A 17,857-nucleotide genomic window follows, 5' to 3' on the forward strand; every position below is an offset into this window, starting at 1 on the left:
ACCGGATCGCTACACCCGGTGAAATCTGATGCGAGACCCCGGTCGTAGCTGCGCTGCGGCCGGTATGTCGTCTTCCACGACGACCGCGATCACCGGGTAGCCACCCGTCACAGGGTGATCGACCAGAAACAGCACCGGCATGCCGTTCGGTGGCACCTGCAACGCCCCGGTCACCATGCCCTCGCTGGGCAGTTCACCTTGGTTGGCCCGGAGCAGCGGAGCCGGACCCTCCAAACGTGTGCCGACCCGGTCGGTGTCGGCGGTTACCTCCCACGTCTGCCGCACAAGTGCCGTCCGGGAGTCGGGCGTGAACCAGTCGTCCCGCGGGCCCATGTGGATCCGCAGTTCGACTGGGTCGGTGGCCGGCGCCGGAGGGGGAACGAAGTTCTCGATCGGCAACTCGCCGTGCAGGTTTCCGATCAGGAGTCGGACCGAGTCGCGGATCGGTTCGGGGCCGATCCCGGAGAGGGTGTCGGTGCAGCGGCTGCCGAGGACGGCGGGGACGTCGATCCCGCCACGTACCGCGAGATAGGAGCGCAGTCCGGCAAGGGCGATACCGAGCGCCACTTGGTCGCCGTCCTGCAGATGGATCGTCGAGTAGAGCGGGCCGGGCGCGCCGTTGATCGTGAGGGGGGTGGGCGCGCCGGTAACCGCGATCGTCGCCGGACCGACCGCGCGAATCTGGAGTCCGCCCAACGTGACCTCGAGGGCGGCGGCCGATGGGTCGTTACCGACGAGGCGGTTGGCACAGTCGTGCGCGGTGATGTCCGCGGCGCCCGCAACCCCAACTCCCAGTGACGCATGGCCGACCCGCCCACGATCTTGGACGGTGGTACGCGCGCCGGCGCGCAGGACTTCGAGCCATGCCATGCGTCGATTGTTGCCGATCGAGCTGGGACGCAAGCCCGGACGACCAACCTCACACGGCGACGAATGTGACCGCCACGCCTGGCCGCAACAGCGCCGGCGGGTCGCGGTCGACGTCCCACATTCGTTCGGTAGTCGTTCCGATCAGTTGCCAACCACCCGGTGAGCTGCGGGGATAGATCCCGGAGAACTCGCCGGCGAGCCCGACGGCACCTACGGGGACCGTCATACGGGGTGAGGCGCGGCGGGGGACGTGCAGGCGCGGGTCGCCACCGATGAGGTAGCCGAAGCCCGGACTGAAGCCGACGAACGCCACGGTCCACGTTCGGCCGGTGTGGGCGGCGACGACACCGTCAGCGCCGAGCCCGGTGAGCGCGCCGACCTCCTCGAGATCGGGCCCGTCGTAGTGGACAGGGATCTCGATGTGGTCGATCTGGGACGGGTCCTCGGCGTTCATCGGCGCGGTCGCTCGCACCCACGCCGCGATGCTGTCGGGTCGGGCTCCGTGGAACTGGACGAGGACGGTGCGAGCCGCGGGCACGAGATCGGTGACGGCGGGGTGGCATTCGGCCACGAGTCCTCGGTAGTGCGCGAGCGTCTCGTCGAGCCCGTCGAACTCGACCAGCAGCGCCCGGTCTCCCGCGTCGAGGATGCGCATCACACGAACGGCTTCACTTGGATCTTCTTGTCGTCGAGGAGCTTACGGATCGCCGCCGCCATCTCGACGGCAGCAGGCGTGTCACCGTGCACGCAGATCGTCTCCGCCGGAACCTCGATCCGTGACCCGTCGATCGCTTGTGTCGTTCCCTTGGTGACCAACTCCAGCACCCGCTGCGCGACTGCGTCGGGTTCGTGCAGGACCGCTCCCGGCTCGGTGCGAGGGACCAGACGGCCCTCGGGGGTGTAGGCGCGATCGGCGAACGCCTCCCGGACGGCCCGGAGTCCAGCCGCCTCGGCCTCCTCGAGGAAGGCCGATCCGGGTAGGCCGAGAACCGGCAGCGACGGATTCACCGCGCGCACCGCATCGACGACGGCGCGCGCCTGATCGCGATGGTGCACGATCGCGTTGTACAGCGCGCCGTGTGGCTTGACATACGTGACAGCGGAACCGGCCGCACGGGCCAACGCATCGAGCGCGCCGATCTGATAGATGACGTCAGCGGCCAGATCCGCGGACGAGATGTCGATGAATCGTCGTCCGAATCCGGCGAGGTCGCGGTAGCCGACCTGTGCACCGATCCGCACCCGGCGTTCGGTCGCATCGCGGCAGGTCCGGAACAGCGTGGTGGGGTCACCGGCGTGGAAGCCACATGCGACGTTCGCGCTCGTGACGAGGTCGAGCATCGCCGCATCGTCGCCGAGGGTCCAGGCGCCGAAGCTCTCGCCGAGGTCACTGTTGAGATCGATCACCGCCATGATGTTGATCCTAGGCCGACCCCGGGTGGGACTCAGGCCGCTATTCGCTCCTCCACGACAACGGCGACCCGTCCCGAGGTCCGGCGACGGGCCGACCCGATCCCGCGGCACACCAGGTAGATCATGAACGAGATGGCGGTGACGAAAGTCGACACCGGCACGCCCGGGGCCAACGAGAGCAGGATGCCGCCGACCGCGGCGAGTTCGGCGAATGCGACAGCGAGCACCGTCGCCCGCAGCGGGCTGGCGGTGACGTGCGCGGCGGCGGCCGCCGGGGTGATGAGCAGGGCCATCACGAGGAGGGCGCCGACGATCTGTACGCCCAGAGCGGCGGTGATGCCGACGAGTACGGCGAACACGATCGACAGCCCCCGCACCGGCACCCCACGCGCGGCGGCCACGTCTGGGTCGGTGCTGGCGAACAGCAGCGGACGGTAGACCACCGACAGCGTTCCGAGCACCACGACCGCACACAGCAGCAGCAGCGCGAGCCCGGAGATACCGGGCGCGACGATCTGCCCGACGAGCAGTGAGAAGCTGGTGCCGGTACGGCCCTCGTATGCCCACAGGAACAGCACCGACAGTCCCAGACCGAACGCCATGATCACACCGATCACCGAATCACGTTCCCGTGCTTTGGTTCCCAGCAGACCGAACAGGACGGCCGCCACGACGGATCCGACGATGGCGCCGATACCGACGCCGATGCCGATCAGCAGTGCTGCGGACGCACCGGTCAGTGACAGCTCCGACGTCCCGTGCACCGCGAACGACATCTGCCGACTCACGATCAGCGGGCCGATCATGCCTGCGAGCAGGCCGAGGATCGCGCCGGCGATCAGGGCTTGCTGGACGAAGTCGTACTGCAGCAGATGGGCCGTCGCGGAGACGTCGAACAGACGTGACATCGCGTCGGTGAATTTGTTGCTGCCGAACTCGATGCTCATGCGTGGTCCTCGGTGTGGTGGACGCCCTCGCCGGGGCGGGGCCCGCCGCCGCTGCCGAGCGCGTCGATGGCGTCGCCGGTACCGACGACGACGAGTCGGCCGCGTACGTGCAGTACCTCGACCTCGGTGCGGTACAGCTCGGAGAGCACCTCGGCGGTCATGACCTCGTCGGGGGTGCCGATCCTGAACTGACCGTCCACGAGGTAGAGCACGCGGTCGACGAGCGGGAGGATCGGGTTGATCTCGTGGGTGACGAACAGGACGGCGGTGCCGTGTTGGCGCCGCCGCCTGTCGATCAAGTCCGAGACACGGTGCTGATTCGCGATGTCCAGGCTGAGCAGCGGCTCGTCGCACAGCAGGACCTTGGGGTCGCCAACGAGCGCCTGCGCAATCCGCAGCCGCTGCTGCTCGCCCCCGGACATCGACCCGATCGGGCTGTCGGCGTACGCCTGCGCGCCGACCTGGGCGATCGCGGAGTCTACGATCGCCCGCCGCTTGGCCCGGTCGCGCAGCCCGATGCCCCAGCGCTGTCCGTCGACGCCGAGTCCGACGAGGTCGCGTCCGCGCAGGGGTAGGCCCTCGTCTAGGGACCTCTGCTGCGGCACGTACCCGACGTTCGCGTTGCCGGCACGGGCCGGGGTGCCGGCGATCCGCACGCTGCCGGACGTCGGCGCGAGCTGGCCGAGCAAGACCTTGAGCAGCGAGGTCTTGCCCGACCCGTTCGGGCCGAGGACGGCAAGGAACTCGCCCTGCTGCACGGCCAGGTTCAGATTCGACCACAGGGTACGGTCACCGAACGACAGGCACGTCTCACGCAGTTCGACGGCGGGCGTGGTACCCGTTGCTGTCGTGGTGCTCGTTGTGGTCATGACAATCAGGATGCCGCATTCAGTGCATCAGCGAGTGACTGCGCGGTCTGTGTCTGCCATTGCACGAAGTCCATCCCCTCGGGCAGGGTCTCGGTGACCTCGACGACGGGAATATCGGCGGCCTCAGCAACCTCGCGGATACTCTGGGAGACCCTGTCCTCGGTCTGCGTGTTGTAGATCAGTACGCGGACCTTCTTGTCGGAGAGCAGGTCCCGGGTCTCGGCGATCGCCGCCGGCGATGGGTCGGTGCCCTCCTCGACAGCGTTGCTGAACTCCGGGGGAGTGATGTTGTCCAGTGACGCGGCCTCGATCAGGTAGTGCGCGATCGGTTCCGTTTGTGCCACGGGTTCGCCGCCGTACGCGGAAGCGATCTCAGCCGTCGTCTCCGAGACCTGTCGCAGTTGCGCGCGGAACGCCTCCGCGTTGTCGGTGTACGTCGCAGCGCCTTCGGGGTCGAGCTTGCCGAGTTGCTCGGCTATCGCGCTCGCGGTGGCGTCGACGGTCGGCATGTCGTACCAGACGTGCTCGTTCTCTGCTCCATGCGCGTGGCCGGCGTGCTCTTCCTCGGACTCGCCCGCGTGTGCGTCGGCGGCTTCTTCGTCGGAGTGGGCGGCGTGTTCTTCCGCGGACTCGCCCGCGTGCTCGTCTGTGTCGGAGTCGCTCGCGTGCTCGCTGGTGCCCTCCTCGTACAGTTCGAACGCGTCGACGATCGGCTTGTCCTGGGTAGACCCGAGAATGTCCTCGACGAACTGGTCGTAGCCACCGCCGTTGAGGACGACGAGCGACGCGTCGACGATCTTGGCGGCGTCGGAGGGACTGGCCTCGTACGAGTGTGGGTCGGCGGACGGCTCGGTGATGATCGAGGTGACCTCGAGCCGGTCTCCGGCGACGGCCTGCGCGACGCTGCCCCACACATTGGTAGATGCAACGACGCTGATCTGCCCGTCGGCGTCGGGAGAGCTACCGCAGGCGGTCAGGAACGCCGCGGCGAGGGTCGCTCCGGCGGCCACTGTGGCCGAACGCAAAGCAAGGGACTTGCGGGATATGCGCACAACTTTCTCCTGGTCACGATTTCGAAACGGCCCGGTTTGGAACGGCCGCGGCTCCTTATTGGTAACGGTTCTCGTTTACACTTTAGCGGAGTCATTTTGGTCGCTTCTCACCAGGCAGCCATCCGAGTTAGCTCTGTTGTCGCCGAGCCGCTACCGTCCCGTTATGCCAAGGTCTCGTCAGCCGCGCCCCCGAGCCACGCTGGCGTCGCTCGCCGCCGAGCTGAAGGTCTCGCGGACGACCGTCTCCAATGCGTACAACCGACCCGACCAGTTGTCGGCCGAGTTGCGCGAACGGGTGCTGCTCGCGGCCAAGCTGCGCGGCTATCCCGGACCCGATCCGGTGGCCCGCTCACTTCGCACCCGACGTGCCGGGGCGGTCGGCTTGCTACTCACCGAGGCGCTGAGCTACTCGTTCCGGGATCCGGCCGCGATGAGCTTCCTCGCGGGCCTCGCCGAATCGTGCGAGGCTGCCGGGCAGGGCCTGCTGCTCATACCAGCCGGGCCCGGCACCGACGACGCCGAGGCCGCTGCGGTGGTCCAGCAGGCCGGAGTCGACGGCTTCGTCGTGTACTCCGTCGCCGACGATGACCCCTACCTCGCGGCAGTGCGGGAGCGGCGCCTGCCGACCGTCATCTGTGACCAGCCACGGGGGGTGCCAGGGGCCTCGCTGGTCGGCATCGACGACCGGGCCGCGATGAGGAAGGTTGTCGACCACCTGATCGATTTGGGACACCAGGAGATCGGTGTCCTGTGCATGCGTCTCGGTTGCGAACGCTCCGACGGCGTCGTCGAGCGGGAGCGTCTGCACGCCCCCAATTTCCACGTCCAGCGCGAGCGCATCGCCGGAGTCCAGGACGCACTCGCGGATGCCGGCCTGGACCCGACGTCGCTCACCGTCGTCGAGCGGTACGAGCACACCGCCCGCGCCGGGCAGTCCGGCGCCGCAGAGGCACTCGCGGCCAACCCGCGTATCACCGCCCTCGTGTGCACCACTGACGTCCTCGCACTCGGTGCCTTGGACTGGGCACGACGCGAGGGCGTCGACGTCCCAGGCCAGCTGTCGATCACCGGTTTCGACGGCATCGAACAGGCCCTACGCGAGGGCCTGACCACGGTGCGTCAACCGCAGGAGGACAAAGGTCGACGTGCCGGCATCCTATTGCTCTCAGACTCCGACTCCGGCGTCGCTACCGTCGAGACACTAGAGACGCAACTGGTGGGCGGTCGGACCACCGCGTCCCCACCCGGACACGCCGTCGAGTCGGTCATCGCCGAGACGGCGTAAGGGCGGACGTCAGGTCTCGGCGAACCTGTCGGAACTGAGCAACTGTGCACAGCGCAGCAGGCCGAGATGGCTGTACGCCTGGGGGTGATTTCCTAGTGAGCGCTCGGTGACTGGGTCGTACTCCTCGGCGAGTAGGCCCGTCGGACCTGCCGCATTCACCAACTGCTTGAACAGCGCCTCGGCATCGGAGCGTTGCCCGATCAGGAGGTACGCCTCGACCAACCACGCGGCGCAGAGGTGGAATCCGCCCTCGGAGCCCGGCAGTCCGTCGTCGTGGTGGTACCGGTACACGGTCGATCCGCTGCGCAGTTCGGCCTCGGTCGCGACGACGGTCGCCGCGAACCGCTCATCGGCGGGGTCGATCAGCCCGGACAGTCCGATGTGCAGCGTCGCTGCGTCGAGGTCGGTGCCGTCGTAGGCCGCCGTGTAGGACTCGACGTCGGCGTTCCAGCCCTTCTCGGTCACCTCCTCGGCGATCTCGTCGCGCAACGCAGCCCACCCAGCGCCGGCCTTGCGGCCGAAGTTCTCGGCCAAGGTCAGCGCCCGGTCGACGGTGAGCCAGCCCATCACCTTCGAATACACGTGGTGGCGCGGGTTGTCGCGGATCTCCCAGATGCCGTGGTCGGGCTCAGTCCAGCGTCGTTCCACCGCGGAGACCATGGCGCACACCAGTTCCCAGTCTCGGTCGGTGAGCGCCCCGGAACCAGTGATGCCCTTCTTCTCGCGCGCGTGGGAGAGGCTCGAGATCAGATCGACGATGGGTCCGAACACGTCGAGTTGGACCTGCTGGTTGGCGGCGTTGCCGACGCGCACCGGCCGCGATCCCGCATATCCGGGAAGCGAGTCGATCACCGCCTCCGGTGGCAGTCCGCTGCCGTACAGCGTGTACAGCGGGTGCAGGCGCTCTGGGCCGGAGAGCGTCTCGAGCACGCCGTGTACCCATTCGAGGTAGCCCTCGGCCTCCTCGAGCGAACCCAGGCTCACAAGCGCCGACGCCGTCAGCGCGGCGTCACGCAGCCAGCAGTAGCGGTAATCCCAGTTGCGCACGCCACCGATCTCCTCCGGCAACGAGGTGGTCGCCGCCGCGATTATCGATCCGCTCGGGGCGTGGACCAGTCCGCGCAGCGTCAGCGCCGACCGCTTCATCAGATCCCGTTTCAGCGGGGGTAGCTCGAGAGTCTTCGCCCAGTCCCGCCAGTACGACTCGGCGATCTCGCGCCGCTCTGGCTCGGGTGTGTTCGATGGACTGAGATCGTCTGTTCCGAAACGTAATTCGAGCACGATCGGGCCCTGTGAGGGGTCGACGACGGCGTATGCCGTTTGCTGCGTGCCGTCGGTGGTGATGTTCCAACGCACGCCGGGAGAGCGCAGCACCATGGGTTCGTTGGTGCCGAAGACCCGCAGGCCGTCGGTGTCAGGCTCGAACTGTACGGGCACCTGGCCGAACTCGGGACGAGGAGCAAAGCTCACGACCGCCTTCGCCCGACCGGTGATGACGCGGGTCAGGTCGGTACGGCCGGCGTCGACGTCGTGCGGCAGGTAGTCGGTGACCGCGAGACTGGCCCACCGGGTCTGCACCGTCATGGTGCTGTCGATGTACTGCTGGCTCAGCGGCAGTGCCTCCCGCTGCGGACCGACGCTGAAGTGTCCGGCCTCGGTACCGCCGAGCAGGTGCGCGAACACCGCGGCCGAGTCCGGCTCGGGGTGGCACATCCAAGTCACGTTCGCATCGGGGGTGATGAGGGCGACCGAGCGGGGGCTGGCAAGCATCGTCAGCCGCTCGATCGGTGGTGCGTCCGCGCCGGAGAGCCACGTGCGCCGCTCCTCGAGCAGGAGCGCCAGCGCGGCCGCGACGTCCTCGGACGAGTCGACGCGGTACTCGGCCGAAGTGTCACCCTCACCGACCTTGATGCCGATGTCCGGGCCCTGCAGGCGTCTGAAGGCCTTCTCGTCGGTGACGTCGTCGCCGAAGAAGACCGTGGCGGTCGCGGCCTCCTGATGGCGGAGGATGTCGAGTGCGTTGCCCTTGTCCGTTGGGATGACAGCGAGCTCGATGACAAACTTGCCTTCGGTCACCTGCACTCCGGTCCACAGCGCGGCTTCGGCGTGGACCGCGGCGAGGGCCTTCGCCCCCACCTCCGGAGTGGCGTTGCGTACGTGCAGCGCCGCGCTGGCGGGCTTTGTCTCTACGGACACCCCGGGGTGCAGGTCCGCGATCCGGGACAACTCCGATGTCACCTCGCCCAGCAGCTTGCGGGCGTTCGCGTCGATCGCGTGCACGAATCCGATGTCGAACTCCGATCCGTGGCTGCCGACCAGCTGGACTTCGACCGGCAGCCGCGACAGCGTTGCGAGGTCCTTGAGTGCGCGCCCGGAGATGACTGCGGCGGTGGTGCCGGCGAGCCCGGCCAGAGCGCGCAGTGCCCGCACCGATTCGGCATGGGGATACGCCTTCTCCGGATCGGAGACGAACGGCGCCATCGTGCCGTCGTAGTCGGACGCCACCAGCAGGCGAGGAGTCCGGGCCACGGTGGACAGGGCCCGGCGGAGTTCGATCGGCAGATCCAGAGCGCTCACAGAAACAAACCTAAGCGATCGGAGGCACGCTGGCGCACAGTCCTCCCCCCGCTGGTGCGGCGGACACCACCTATACGTGTGCTTTCGATCCGTTGCCGAGGAGCAGCTCGACCGTCAGTTCCAGACGCTTCGCGACATCGGTGGCCGAGGATCGGCGGGTGAGCCACGCCACAAGGTTCGACAGCCACACGTCGCTGATGACGCGCGCGATCGCGAGCTCTTCCTCGGTGGGCACCCCGTCGGTGATCGCACGGGCGAACAAGGTGTCCATCAGCTTGCCGACCTGATCGACCTCGGCGGCCGCCGACGCGTCGGCAAACATGAATGCGCGGGTCATGGCCTCGGCGAGCAGGGGATCGCGCTGCATGGCCTTGGTGATCTGGCCGAGGATGAGCTGCATCCGCTCGAGCGGGCTGCGGCCCGGCGGGATCTTGCCTTTCGACTCGATCCGTGCAAACTCGCGGGCGAGCGCGGAGACGAGCAAGTGCACCTTCGACGGGAAGTAGCGGTACAGCGTGCCCACGGCGACATCCGCGCGCTCGGCGACCGCCCTCATCTGCACTGCCTCATAGCCGCCCTTGGAGGCCAGCGCGAGGGTGGCGTCGAGGATCCTCTTGCGTCGCTCACGCTGAGCGTTCGAACTGAGGTCGTCGTCGCTGAGGGTCGAGACCGGCCCCCCGGCGGCCTGGGATCGTGATGAGGTGGTCATCGACAGTAGTTCCTTCGCACCTTGACTCCTGACTGCCGATCATATTAGAACACGTTCTAGATGAAGTTGTCATCAAGAGAGGTGTAGCCGTAGTGACAATCGCCACGACCGACGAACAGAAGGCTGTCCAGAGGTCGATTCAGGCGTGGGCCCGCTCCGCGAACCCGACCGCCATCCTACGCGAGGGACCTGGGGATTTCTGGCGTCAGTCGTGGCCCGCCGTCGCCGAACTCGGGCTGTTCGCGGTGGGTGTTCCCGAGTCCGTCGGCGGCGTCGGCGGCGAGATTGTCGACTTGGCCGCGATGTTGGAACAGACGGCGGCCGAACTCGTGGGTGGCCCACTATTGCCCACCGCTCTCGCCGGACTGGTCCTCGGACGCAGCGCCGATGCCGCCGCCAAGCAATGGGCCGGGGAGATCGCAGAAGGCGATCTCCCGGTCTCGATCGTGGTCGATGGGGGTGACCTGTCCTCCACCGCCGAAGCCGACGGAGGATTGGTCCTCAGTGGCCATGCGGGCAACGCTCTCGGTGGCGGACCGGACATCGCGGTCCTCGTGCCGGTACGCGCCGGAGACGACCTCGTGTGGTGCCTGGTCGACGGTGCTGCACCAGGTCTGGTGGTCGAGGAGCTCGACATCCTGGACAAGAGTCGCGGCACGGCCCGAATCCGTTGTGAGAAAGTTGTAGTGGCGCCGGACCGGATCGTCTCGGGCGTGGCGCCGGAACTCGTGCTCGACCTCGCGGCGGCGCTCGCGGCCGCGGAGGCGGCCGGCGTGGCCGGTTGGACCCTGAACACCGCGGTCGAGTACGCCAAGATCCGCGAGCAGTTCGGCAAGCCGATCGGCTCGTTCCAGGCGATAAAGCACCTGTGTGCCGAAATGCTGTGTCGTACCGAGCAGACGCGCGCGGTGGCCTGGGATGCCGCGGTCGCGGCCGAGGAAGCCCTGCCGGACCCGGACACGGGTCGGTCCGCTGTGTCGGAACTGCCGATCGCCGCGGCCGTGGCCGCATCCATCGCGCTCGATGCGGCGGTCCAGAATGCGAAGGACTGCATTCAGATCCTCGGCGGCATCGGCTTCACCTGGGAGCACGACGCGCACTACTACCTGCGCCGCGCGGTCTCGCTCAAGCAGTTCCTAGGTGGCAGCAACCGCTGGCGTGCCCGGGTGACGGAACTGACCCGGGCCGGTGCCCGCCGCCATCTCACGATCGATCTGTCCGAACTCGAGTCGGAGCGCGCGGCGATCCGCGCCGACGTCGCCGCCCTCGCGGATGTGCCGGACTCGGAACGCCGCGTCGCGCTCGCCGAGTCGGGGTACGCGGCACCGCACTGGCCGCGTCCGTACGGTCGCGGCGCTAGCGCCGCCGAGCAGATCCTGATCGCCGAGGAGATGGCCGCCGCCGGCATCGACCGCCCCGACCTCATCATCGGCTGGTGGGCGGTTCCGACGATCCTCGAACACGGAAGTCCGGAGCAGATCGAACGTTTCGCGCTGCCGACGCTGCGCGGCGAGATCACCTGGTGCCAGTTGTTCAGCGAACCCGGTGCCGGATCGGACCTGGCGTCGTTGCGCACGACCGCGGAGAAGGTCGACGGCGGCTATAAGCTCAACGGGCAGAAGGTCTGGACGTCGCTCGCCCGCGAGGCGGACTGGGCGATCTGCCTGGCGCGCACCGACAAGGATGCGCCCAAGCACAAGGGCATCACGTACTTCCTGCTCGACATGCGTACCGCCGGGATCCGAATCTCGCCGCTGCAGGAGATCACCGGCGAGGCACTGTTCAACGAGGTCTTCCTCGACGACGTCTTCGTCCCCGATGAGTGCGTCGTCGGGCAGGTGAACGGCGGGTGGAAGCTGGCCCGCACGACCCTGGCGAACGAGCGGGTCGCGATGGGCGGGGGGTCGTCGCTCGGCAAGGCGGTCGAGGAACTACTCGAACTCGCGGGTGATCCCGATCCGGTGACCGCCGACCGCCTGGGCGCACTGATCGCCGAGGCGCTGGTCGGATCACTGCTCGAGCTCCGCACGACACTGCGCCAACTCGACGGCCAGGATCCCGGGCCGGCGTCGAGTGTGCGCAAGCTCGTCGGAGTACGCAATCGTCAGGACGTGGCGGAGTTCGCCGTCGAGCTCGCGGGTGAGGCCGGCTGGGTCGAGGGTCCGCTCACGCGGGAGTTCCTCAACTCGCGGTGCCTGTCCATCGCGGGGGGCACCACCCAGATCCTGCTGACGGTCGCCGCCGAGCGTCTGCTGGGGTTGCCACGCGACTGACCTGCGGCGGGGTCCGGTCGCAGGAGAAATTGGTGGAACGTGTTCTCGTGCGACCGGACCTTTCTTCGATATCCTGCAGGTGATACAACAGGAACACGTTCTAAATCGTAGGCGGGATTGGCAGCGTGGATTTCTCTCTGGATCAGACACAAGAAACGGTGGCGGAGATCGTCGTGGGTCTGCTGGCTCGCGAGCACACCGATCCTGCCGACACCGGCGGCTTCAGTGACGAGTTGTGGCAGGCGCTGGCGAAAGCCGACCTGCTCTCGCTCGCCGTGCCGGAGCGGCTCGGCGGTGACGGCTTGGGTGTGCTCGAGATCGCGACGACGCTCACCGAGATCGGGCGCGGTGCCGCGCCCGTCCCGGCGCTCGCGACGCTCGGCTTCGGCGTCCTCCCGGTGCTCGCGCTTGGTACTGCCGAGCAGCAGGACGCGCTGCTCGACGGCGTGGCGACCGGGCGGGTGCTCACCGCTGCACTGGCGGAGCAGGGTGCTGCGTTCCCCGCGACGCCGTCGACGACCGCTGTGGCGGATGGAGACGACGTCGTCGTGACCGGGCACAAGATCGCGGTGCCGTTCGCGGACATCGCTCACCGCATCCTGGTGCCAACCGACGGCGGAGTGGTGCCGGTGGCCCCGGACGCGCCGGGGGTCACGCTCACCAAGAGCCCTAGTTCGGGCGGTGGGCCGGAGTTCTCGGTCCGGCTGGACGCGGTCCGGGTTCCATCAGCGGACGTCCTCGGCGAGGGACTCGACGGCGTCGCGGCTCTTTACCGGTTTGCTCTCGCGAGCATCGGTGCCTACGCCGACGGACTCCTCGCCGGTGCCACTGCACTGGCCGCCGAGCACCTGTCCACCCGGGAGCAGTTCGGCAAGCCGCTCGCGACCTTCCAGGCCGTCGCCCAACAGATTGCGGACGTCTACGTTACGTCCCGGACGCTGCACGTGTCCGCGCTCGCCTCCGTGTGGCGGGTGTCCGAAGAGCTCGATGCCGCAGACGATCTCGATGTGATGGCTTACTGGATCGCGACCGAGGTCCCGGGCGCGATGCGGACGCTGCATCACCTGCACGGCGGTATCGGCGTCGACGTCACGTACCCGATGCATCGCTACTTCTCCATCGCCAAAGACTTGGCGCGCCTCGTCGGCGGCGCCTCGTACCGACTCGACCTCGTGGGGGCCCGGTGTTCATCGATCTGACACCCGAGCAGCGTGAGCTGCAGGCGGAACTGCGCCGCTACTTCTCCGAACTGATCTCTCCGGCCGAAGCCGAAATCATGATGACCGAACGGCACGGCCCCACCTACCGCGAGATCATTCGCCGTATGGGTAAGGACGGCTGGCTCGGTGTCGGTTGGCCCGTCGAGTTCGGTGGCCGCGGCTTCGGCGAGATCGAGCAACAGATATTCGTCAACGAGGCCGTGCGAGCGGACATTCCGCTGCCGTCCGTCACGCTGCAGACCGTTGGCCCGACGCTGCAGGTGTACGGGACCGAGGAACAGAAGCGCAAGTTCCTGCCCGCGATCCTCGCCGGCGAGGTGCACTTCGCGATCGGCTACTCCGAGCCCGATGCGGGTACCGACCTCGCCGCGCTACGAACCACGGCGGTCCGCGACGGCGACGAGTACGTCATCAACGGCCAGAAGATCTTCACCACCGGTGGCCACGACGCCGACTACATCTGGCTCGCGGTTCGCACCGGCGACGCCGAGTCCCGGCACCGCGGCATCTCGATCCTGATCGTCGATACGAAAGATCCCGGTTTCTCATGGACGCCGATCATTACCTCCGACGGCGCACATCACGTCAACGCCACCTACTACTCCGACGTCCGTGTCCCGGCGAGCATGCTCGTCGGCGAGGAGAACAGGGGCTGGAAGCTCATCACGACGCAGCTCAATCATGAACGCGTCATGCTCGGACCCGCCGGTCGGGTGGCTGGCGTGTACGAGAAGGTGTACCACTGGGCGGCCAAGCGGAATCTGTTGGACCTGCCCGACGTCCGCCGTGGACTGGGCGAGATCCATGCCACCTACCGCCTCAACGAACTGCTGAACTGGCAGGTCGCCGCGGCGACCGGCGACGTCGACATCGCCGATGCGTCGGCCACCAAGGTCTTTGCGACCGAACGTATTCAGCGCGTGGGCCGGATCGCGGACGAGATCGTCGGCGCTCACGGCGACCCAGGTGATCCCGAGACTGCAGCACTCATGCGCTGGCTCGACGTCCACGTGAAGCGAAACGTGGTCATCACCTTCGGTGGTGGCGTCAACGAGGTCATGCGTGAGCTCATCGCCATGGCCGGACTCGGACTGCCGAAGGTGCCGCGATGACAGACAACGACACGACAGCACAGATCCTCTCCGGCGCCGAGCAGGTCAGGGCGGGTGGGCCGAGCAAGGCGCGTGCCGGCCGCGATCCGATCAACATGCCGATGATCCGCAACTGGCTCGAGGCGATCGGCGACGAGAACCCGATCTACGTGGACGAAGACGCGGCGATTGCGGCGGGCCACGGCGGTCTCGTGGCACCGCCCGCGATGGCGCAGGTGTGGACCATGCGCGGCCTCGGCGCAATCCGTGAGGAGGACGATCCGCTCGGTCGGATGACACAGATCCTCGACGATGCCGGGTACACGTCGGTGGTCGCGACCAACTGTGACCAGACCTACCACCGCTACCTTCGTCCAGGCGAGGAGGTGACCATCGAGTCGACGCTCGAGGACGTGGTCGGCCCGAAGAAGACCGGGCTCGGCGAGGGCTGGTTCTTCACCACACGCCACTTCTGGAAGGTGGGCGACGAGGTCGTCGCCGAGATGCTCTTCCGGATCCTCAAATTCGCTCCACCGAGTACGTTGTCGACCGAGACTGCTTCGGTCCCTGATGATCTCGATCCATCACGGATGCTCCGACCGATGCCGTCGCGCGACACCCAGTTCTTCTGGGACGGCGTTGCCGCGCACGAGTTGCGGATCCAGCAACGACCGGACGGATCGCTGCAACACCCCCCGGTACCGGCGGTGTGGAAGGACAAGACCGAGACCACCGACTACGTGGTCGCCTCCGGTCGCGGCACCGTCTTCAGCTTCGTCGTCCATCACGCCCCCAAGGTTCCGGGCCGCTCGCTGCCGTTCGTGGTGGCGCTCGTCGAACTCGAGGAGGGCGTTCGCATGCTCGGCGAGCTGCGCGACGTCGACCCGTCCGAGGTCGCGGTCGACATGCCGGTGGAGGCGTGCTACCTGGACTTCCCGGGCGATGACGAAACCGGGAACGAGCCCTGGACGCTGTACGCGTGGCGTCCGGTGAAGGAGTCGTAGATGACCAGCGCACTCGAGATCTCCGTCGGCGACAAGCTCCCGGGCCTGTCCATCCACGGGGATCCAACGTTCATCGTCTCGACGGCGTTGGCCACCAGAGACTTCCAGGACGTGCACCACGACCGGGACAAAGCACAGCAGCGAGGGTCCAAGGACATCTTCGTCAACATCCTCACCGACACCGGGTTGGTGCAGCGATTCGTCACCGACTGGGCCGGTCCGCGGGCGCGGATCACGTCGATCAAGCTGCGCCTCGGTGTGCCGTGGTACGCATACGACACGCTGCACCTGTCCGGTGAGGTCGTGGCGGTGGAAGACGGGGTCGTGACGGTCAAGATCGTCGGCAAGGACAGCCTCGGGGACCACATCACGTCCACGGCCACTTTGGTGATGAACGACGACTCGGATGGAGGACGAGCATGAGCGGGCTGTCCGGGAAGGCCGCGATCGTCGGCATCGGTGCCACCGACTTCTCCAAGGACTCAGGACGCAGCGAACTGCGCCTGGCAGCCGAGGCGGTCAAGGCGGCGCTCGACGACGCGGGACTGAAGCCGTCCGACGTCGACGGTCTGACGTCGTTCACGATGGACACCAACACCGAAGCGGCCGTTGCTCGTTCGGTTGGGATTCCGAGTCTGAAGTTCTTCAGCCGGATCCACTACGGCGGCGGCGCGGCGTGCGCCACCATCCAGCAGGCAGCGATGGCGGTCGCGACCGGGGTCGCGGACGTCGTGGTGGCGTACCGAGCCTTCAACGAGCGGTCGGGCGCCCGCTTCGGTCAGGTCAACGCCGGGCTGGTGCAGCAGGTCAACTCCTCGGGTACGGACAACGCGTTCTCGTACCCGCACGGGCTGGGGACCCCGGCGTCGTTCGTCGCGATGGTCGCCCAGCGGTACATGCACGTCTACGGCGCCACCAGTGAGGATTTCGGCCGTGTCGCGGTCGCAGACCGCAAGCACGCCGCTACCAATCCCAAGGCATTCTTCTACGGCAAGCCGATCACGCTCGAGGACCATCAGAACTCACGGTTCATCGCCGAACCGCTGCACCTGCTGGACTGCTGCCAGGAGTCCGACGGTGGCATCGCGATCGTCGTCACCTCGCCGGAGCGGGCCCGCGATCTGCCGAACAAGCCGGCGATTGTCGCGGCGGCAGCGCAGGGCAGCGGAGCCGACCAGTACATCATGACCAGCTACTACCGCGACGGCCTGACAGGACTGCCCGAGATGGGGCTGGTCGGGGACCAGTTGTGGGAGCAGTCGGGGCTGCGTCCTTCCGAGATGCAGATGGCGGTGCTCTACGACCACTTCACCCCGTACGTACTGATGCAGCTCGAGGAACTCGGCTTCTGCGGTCGCGGCGAGGCTCGCGATTTCATCGCCGACGGTGCGATCGAGCTCGGTGGGCGGTTGCCGATCAACACGCACGGCGGCCAACTCGGTGAGGCGTACATCCACGGGATGAACGGCATCGCCGAGGGGGTGCGGCAGATCCGGGGCACCTCGGTCAATCAGGTGCCCGACGTCGAGAACGTCCTCGTGACCGCCGGCACGGGTGTGCCCACCTCGGGACTCGTGTTGTCCGCGTAGTTGTTTCGGTCACTCGGCGTAGCTCGTGCCCAGCGTTAGTTCCCGCCATTGCTCCACATCGGAGCCGCGAGCCTGGTAGACGCTCTGAAACCTGTCGTAGGCGTCCTCGCCGAGCAGGAGCAGGAACGGTGAATCCGGAGCTTCGACGGCTGTGACGATCGCCCGCGCGGCCTTCGCGGGGTCTCCCGGCTCCTTGCCGTACCCGGTGGCGTTCTCCTTGCGTCGCTTTCCTGCCGTCTCGGCGTAGTCGACGAGCGCCTCGGCGGACTGGGCCAGCGAGCGGCCCGCGAACTCGGTGCGGAACCCACCGGGTTCGACGATCGTCACACTGATGCCGAGCGGTCGGACTTCCTTCTGGAGCGATCCGGAGAGTCCCTCGAGCGCCGCCTTGGTCGCCGCGTAGTAGCCGGATCCGACCGCCGTGCTCCGGGCGCCGATCGAGGAGATGTTCACTATCGCGCCCGTACGCCGCGCCCGCATGCCCGGCAGCACAGCCTTGATCATCGAGACCGCCCCGAAGAAGTTGGTGTCGAACAACCGCTGGACGTCGTCCTCATCGCCCTCTTCCACTGCGGCGCGGTAGCCGTACCCGGCATTGTTCACAAGGACCTCGACACCGCCGAACCGGGCCTCGGCGCGCTCAGTCGCCGCCGTCACCTGCGCGGGGTCCGTCACGTCCAGACCGACCACGAGCGCAGTGTCCGGGTACGAGTCGACGAACTCTTGCAAGGCGGCGGTGTTGCGGGCGGTGACGACCGCGTCGTGGCCGCGCGCGAGCACCTCGCGGGCGAGCGCGCGACCGAGGCCGCTCGAGCAGCCCGTGATGAGCCAGGTGGACATGTCGATTACTTCCTTTCGTCGACGACCGCTGAAGTTGCAGCAAACTGGACTTGACTCGCGGAAGTGCAGCGTCGGGCTTCCGAAGTGCCCGCCGAGACCCTTCGGCCTGCGTAAGGTG

16 protein-coding genes are annotated in these 17,857 nt (G+C 67.6%); 7 read left to right on the top strand and 9 right to left on the bottom strand.

Going from position 1 to position 17,857, the window contains the following annotated elements:
• Positions 1–9 precede the first annotated feature (9 nt).
• The 6 genes from EGT50_RS14520 to EGT50_RS14545 are packed head-to-tail and all read right to left on the bottom strand — an operon-like array spanning position 10 to position 5,151.
• On the bottom strand, positions 10–870 hold the full coding sequence (locus EGT50_RS14520) for a 5-oxoprolinase subunit C family protein (protein WP_164873423.1): 861 nt from the start codon (positions 868–870) through the stop codon (positions 10–12).
• Positions 871–919: 49 nt separating this feature from the next.
• Positions 920–1,525 (bottom strand): 5-oxoprolinase subunit B family protein, encoded by a 606-nt coding sequence (locus tag EGT50_RS14525; protein ID WP_127955381.1) that lies wholly within the window; start codon positions 1,523–1,525, stop codon positions 920–922.
• Complete coding sequence (locus tag EGT50_RS14530) at positions 1,525–2,283, bottom strand: LamB/YcsF family protein (protein ID WP_127955382.1); 759 nt, start codon at positions 2,281–2,283, stop codon at positions 1,525–1,527. Before EGT50_RS14530 ends, EGT50_RS14525 begins: the two co-directional genes overlap by 1 nt.
• Positions 2,284–2,315: 32 nt before the next feature.
• Positions 2,316–3,230, bottom strand: coding sequence for a metal ABC transporter permease (locus tag EGT50_RS14535; RefSeq protein WP_127955383.1), 915 nt, complete (start codon positions 3,228–3,230; stop codon positions 2,316–2,318).
• A complete protein-coding gene (locus EGT50_RS14540; protein WP_127955384.1) occupies positions 3,227–4,099 on the bottom strand; it encodes a metal ABC transporter ATP-binding protein in 873 nt (290 codons plus the stop codon). Before EGT50_RS14540 ends, EGT50_RS14535 begins: the two co-directional genes overlap by 4 nt.
• A 5-nt stretch (positions 4,100–4,104) precedes the next feature.
• The gene (locus EGT50_RS14545; RefSeq protein ID WP_127955385.1) at positions 4,105–5,151 is read right to left on the bottom strand and encodes a metal ABC transporter solute-binding protein, Zn/Mn family; all 1,047 of its coding nucleotides are present in this window, start codon (positions 5,149–5,151) and stop codon (positions 4,105–4,107) included.
• 163 nt (positions 5,152–5,314) lie between these two features.
• On the opposite strand from EGT50_RS14545, the gene EGT50_RS14550 reads away from it, so the two are divergent.
• Entirely contained in the window at positions 5,315–6,436 is a 1,122-nt protein-coding gene (locus EGT50_RS14550) for a LacI family DNA-binding transcriptional regulator (protein WP_127955386.1), read from the top strand.
• A gap of 9 nt (positions 6,437–6,445) precedes the next feature.
• Here EGT50_RS14550 and otsB read toward each other — a convergent pair whose 3' ends face one another.
• A complete protein-coding gene (gene otsB / locus EGT50_RS14555; RefSeq protein WP_127955387.1) occupies positions 6,446–9,013 on the bottom strand; it encodes a trehalose-phosphatase in 2,568 nt (855 codons plus the stop codon).
• Between the two features lie 70 nt (positions 9,014–9,083).
• Positions 9,084–9,722 (bottom strand): cholesterol catabolism transcriptional regulator KstR, encoded by a 639-nt coding sequence (kstR, locus tag EGT50_RS14560; RefSeq protein WP_127945933.1) that lies wholly within the window; start codon positions 9,720–9,722, stop codon positions 9,084–9,086.
• Between the two features lie 92 nt (positions 9,723–9,814).
• Between kstR and EGT50_RS14565 the strand changes: the two genes are divergently transcribed.
• The 6 genes from EGT50_RS14565 to EGT50_RS14590 all read left to right on the top strand — a co-directional run bounded on the left by EGT50_RS14565 (position 9,815) and on the right by EGT50_RS14590 (position 16,899).
• On the top strand, positions 9,815–11,995 hold the full coding sequence (locus EGT50_RS14565) for an acyl-CoA dehydrogenase (protein ID WP_127955388.1): 2,181 nt from the start codon (positions 9,815–9,817) through the stop codon (positions 11,993–11,995).
• Between the two features lie 125 nt (positions 11,996–12,120).
• Positions 12,121–13,194, top strand: a complete 1,074-nt coding sequence (locus EGT50_RS14570; RefSeq protein WP_127955389.1) for an acyl-CoA dehydrogenase family protein — start codon at positions 12,121–12,123, stop codon at positions 13,192–13,194.
• Positions 13,179–14,327, top strand: a complete 1,149-nt coding sequence (locus EGT50_RS14575; protein WP_127955390.1) for an acyl-CoA dehydrogenase family protein — start codon at positions 13,179–13,181, stop codon at positions 14,325–14,327. Before EGT50_RS14570 ends, EGT50_RS14575 begins: the two co-directional genes overlap by 16 nt.
• Positions 14,324–15,310, top strand: coding sequence for a bifunctional MaoC family dehydratase N-terminal/OB-fold nucleic acid binding domain-containing protein (locus EGT50_RS14580; RefSeq protein ID WP_127955391.1), 987 nt, complete (start codon positions 14,324–14,326; stop codon positions 15,308–15,310). Before EGT50_RS14575 ends, EGT50_RS14580 begins: the two co-directional genes overlap by 4 nt.
• Entirely contained in the window at positions 15,311–15,733 is a 423-nt protein-coding gene (locus tag EGT50_RS14585; RefSeq protein ID WP_127955392.1) for a MaoC family dehydratase, read from the top strand.
• Positions 15,730–16,899, top strand: coding sequence for a lipid-transfer protein (locus EGT50_RS14590; protein ID WP_127955393.1), 1,170 nt, complete (start codon positions 15,730–15,732; stop codon positions 16,897–16,899). The genes EGT50_RS14585 and EGT50_RS14590 overlap by 4 nt, the downstream gene beginning before the upstream one ends.
• 9 nt (positions 16,900–16,908) lie before the next feature.
• Here the strand turns inward: EGT50_RS14590 and EGT50_RS14595 are convergent, their stop codons facing one another.
• On the bottom strand, positions 16,909–17,739 hold the full coding sequence (locus EGT50_RS14595) for an oxidoreductase (RefSeq protein WP_127955394.1): 831 nt from the start codon (positions 17,737–17,739) through the stop codon (positions 16,909–16,911).
• Positions 17,740–17,857 lie beyond the last annotated feature (118 nt).

The sequence above is a fragment of the Rhodococcus xishaensis genome (assembly GCF_004011825.1).
GTDB classification, from domain to species: Bacteria; Actinomycetota; Actinomycetes; order Mycobacteriales; family Mycobacteriaceae; genus Prescottella; species Prescottella xishaensis.

What these genes read in the sequence shown, in the direction of transcription:
- EGT50_RS14520 (WP_164873423.1), bottom strand. Translation starts at nt 870, where the DNA reads ATGGCATGGCTCGAAGTCCTGCGCGCCGGCGCGCGTACCACCGTCCAA.
- EGT50_RS14525 (WP_127955381.1), bottom strand. Translation starts at nt 1,525, where the DNA reads ATGCGCATCCTCGACGCGGGAGACCGGGCGCTGCTGGTCGAGTTCGAC.
- EGT50_RS14530 (WP_127955382.1), bottom strand. Translation starts at nt 2,283, where the DNA reads ATGGCGGTGATCGATCTCAACAGTGACCTCGGCGAGAGCTTCGGCGCC.
- EGT50_RS14535 (WP_127955383.1), bottom strand. Translation starts at nt 3,230, where the DNA reads ATGAGCATCGAGTTCGGCAGCAACAAATTCACCGACGCGATGTCACGT.
- EGT50_RS14540 (WP_127955384.1), bottom strand. Translation starts at nt 4,099, where the DNA reads ATGACCACAACGAGCACCACGACAGCAACGGGTACCACGCCCGCCGTC.
- EGT50_RS14550 (WP_127955386.1), top strand. Translation starts at nt 5,315, where the DNA reads ATGCCAAGGTCTCGTCAGCCGCGCCCCCGAGCCACGCTGGCGTCGCTC.
- kstR (WP_127945933.1), bottom strand. Translation starts at nt 9,722, where the DNA reads ATGACCACCTCATCACGATCCCAGGCCGCCGGGGGGCCGGTCTCGACC.
- EGT50_RS14580 (WP_127955391.1), top strand. Translation starts at nt 14,324, where the DNA reads ATGACAGACAACGACACGACAGCACAGATCCTCTCCGGCGCCGAGCAG.
- EGT50_RS14585 (WP_127955392.1), top strand. Translation starts at nt 15,311, where the DNA reads ATGACCAGCGCACTCGAGATCTCCGTCGGCGACAAGCTCCCGGGCCTG.
- EGT50_RS14590 (WP_127955393.1), top strand. Translation starts at nt 15,730, where the DNA reads ATGAGCGGGCTGTCCGGGAAGGCCGCGATCGTCGGCATCGGTGCCACC.
- EGT50_RS14595 (WP_127955394.1), bottom strand. Translation starts at nt 17,739, where the DNA reads ATGTCCACCTGGCTCATCACGGGCTGCTCGAGCGGCCTCGGTCGCGCG.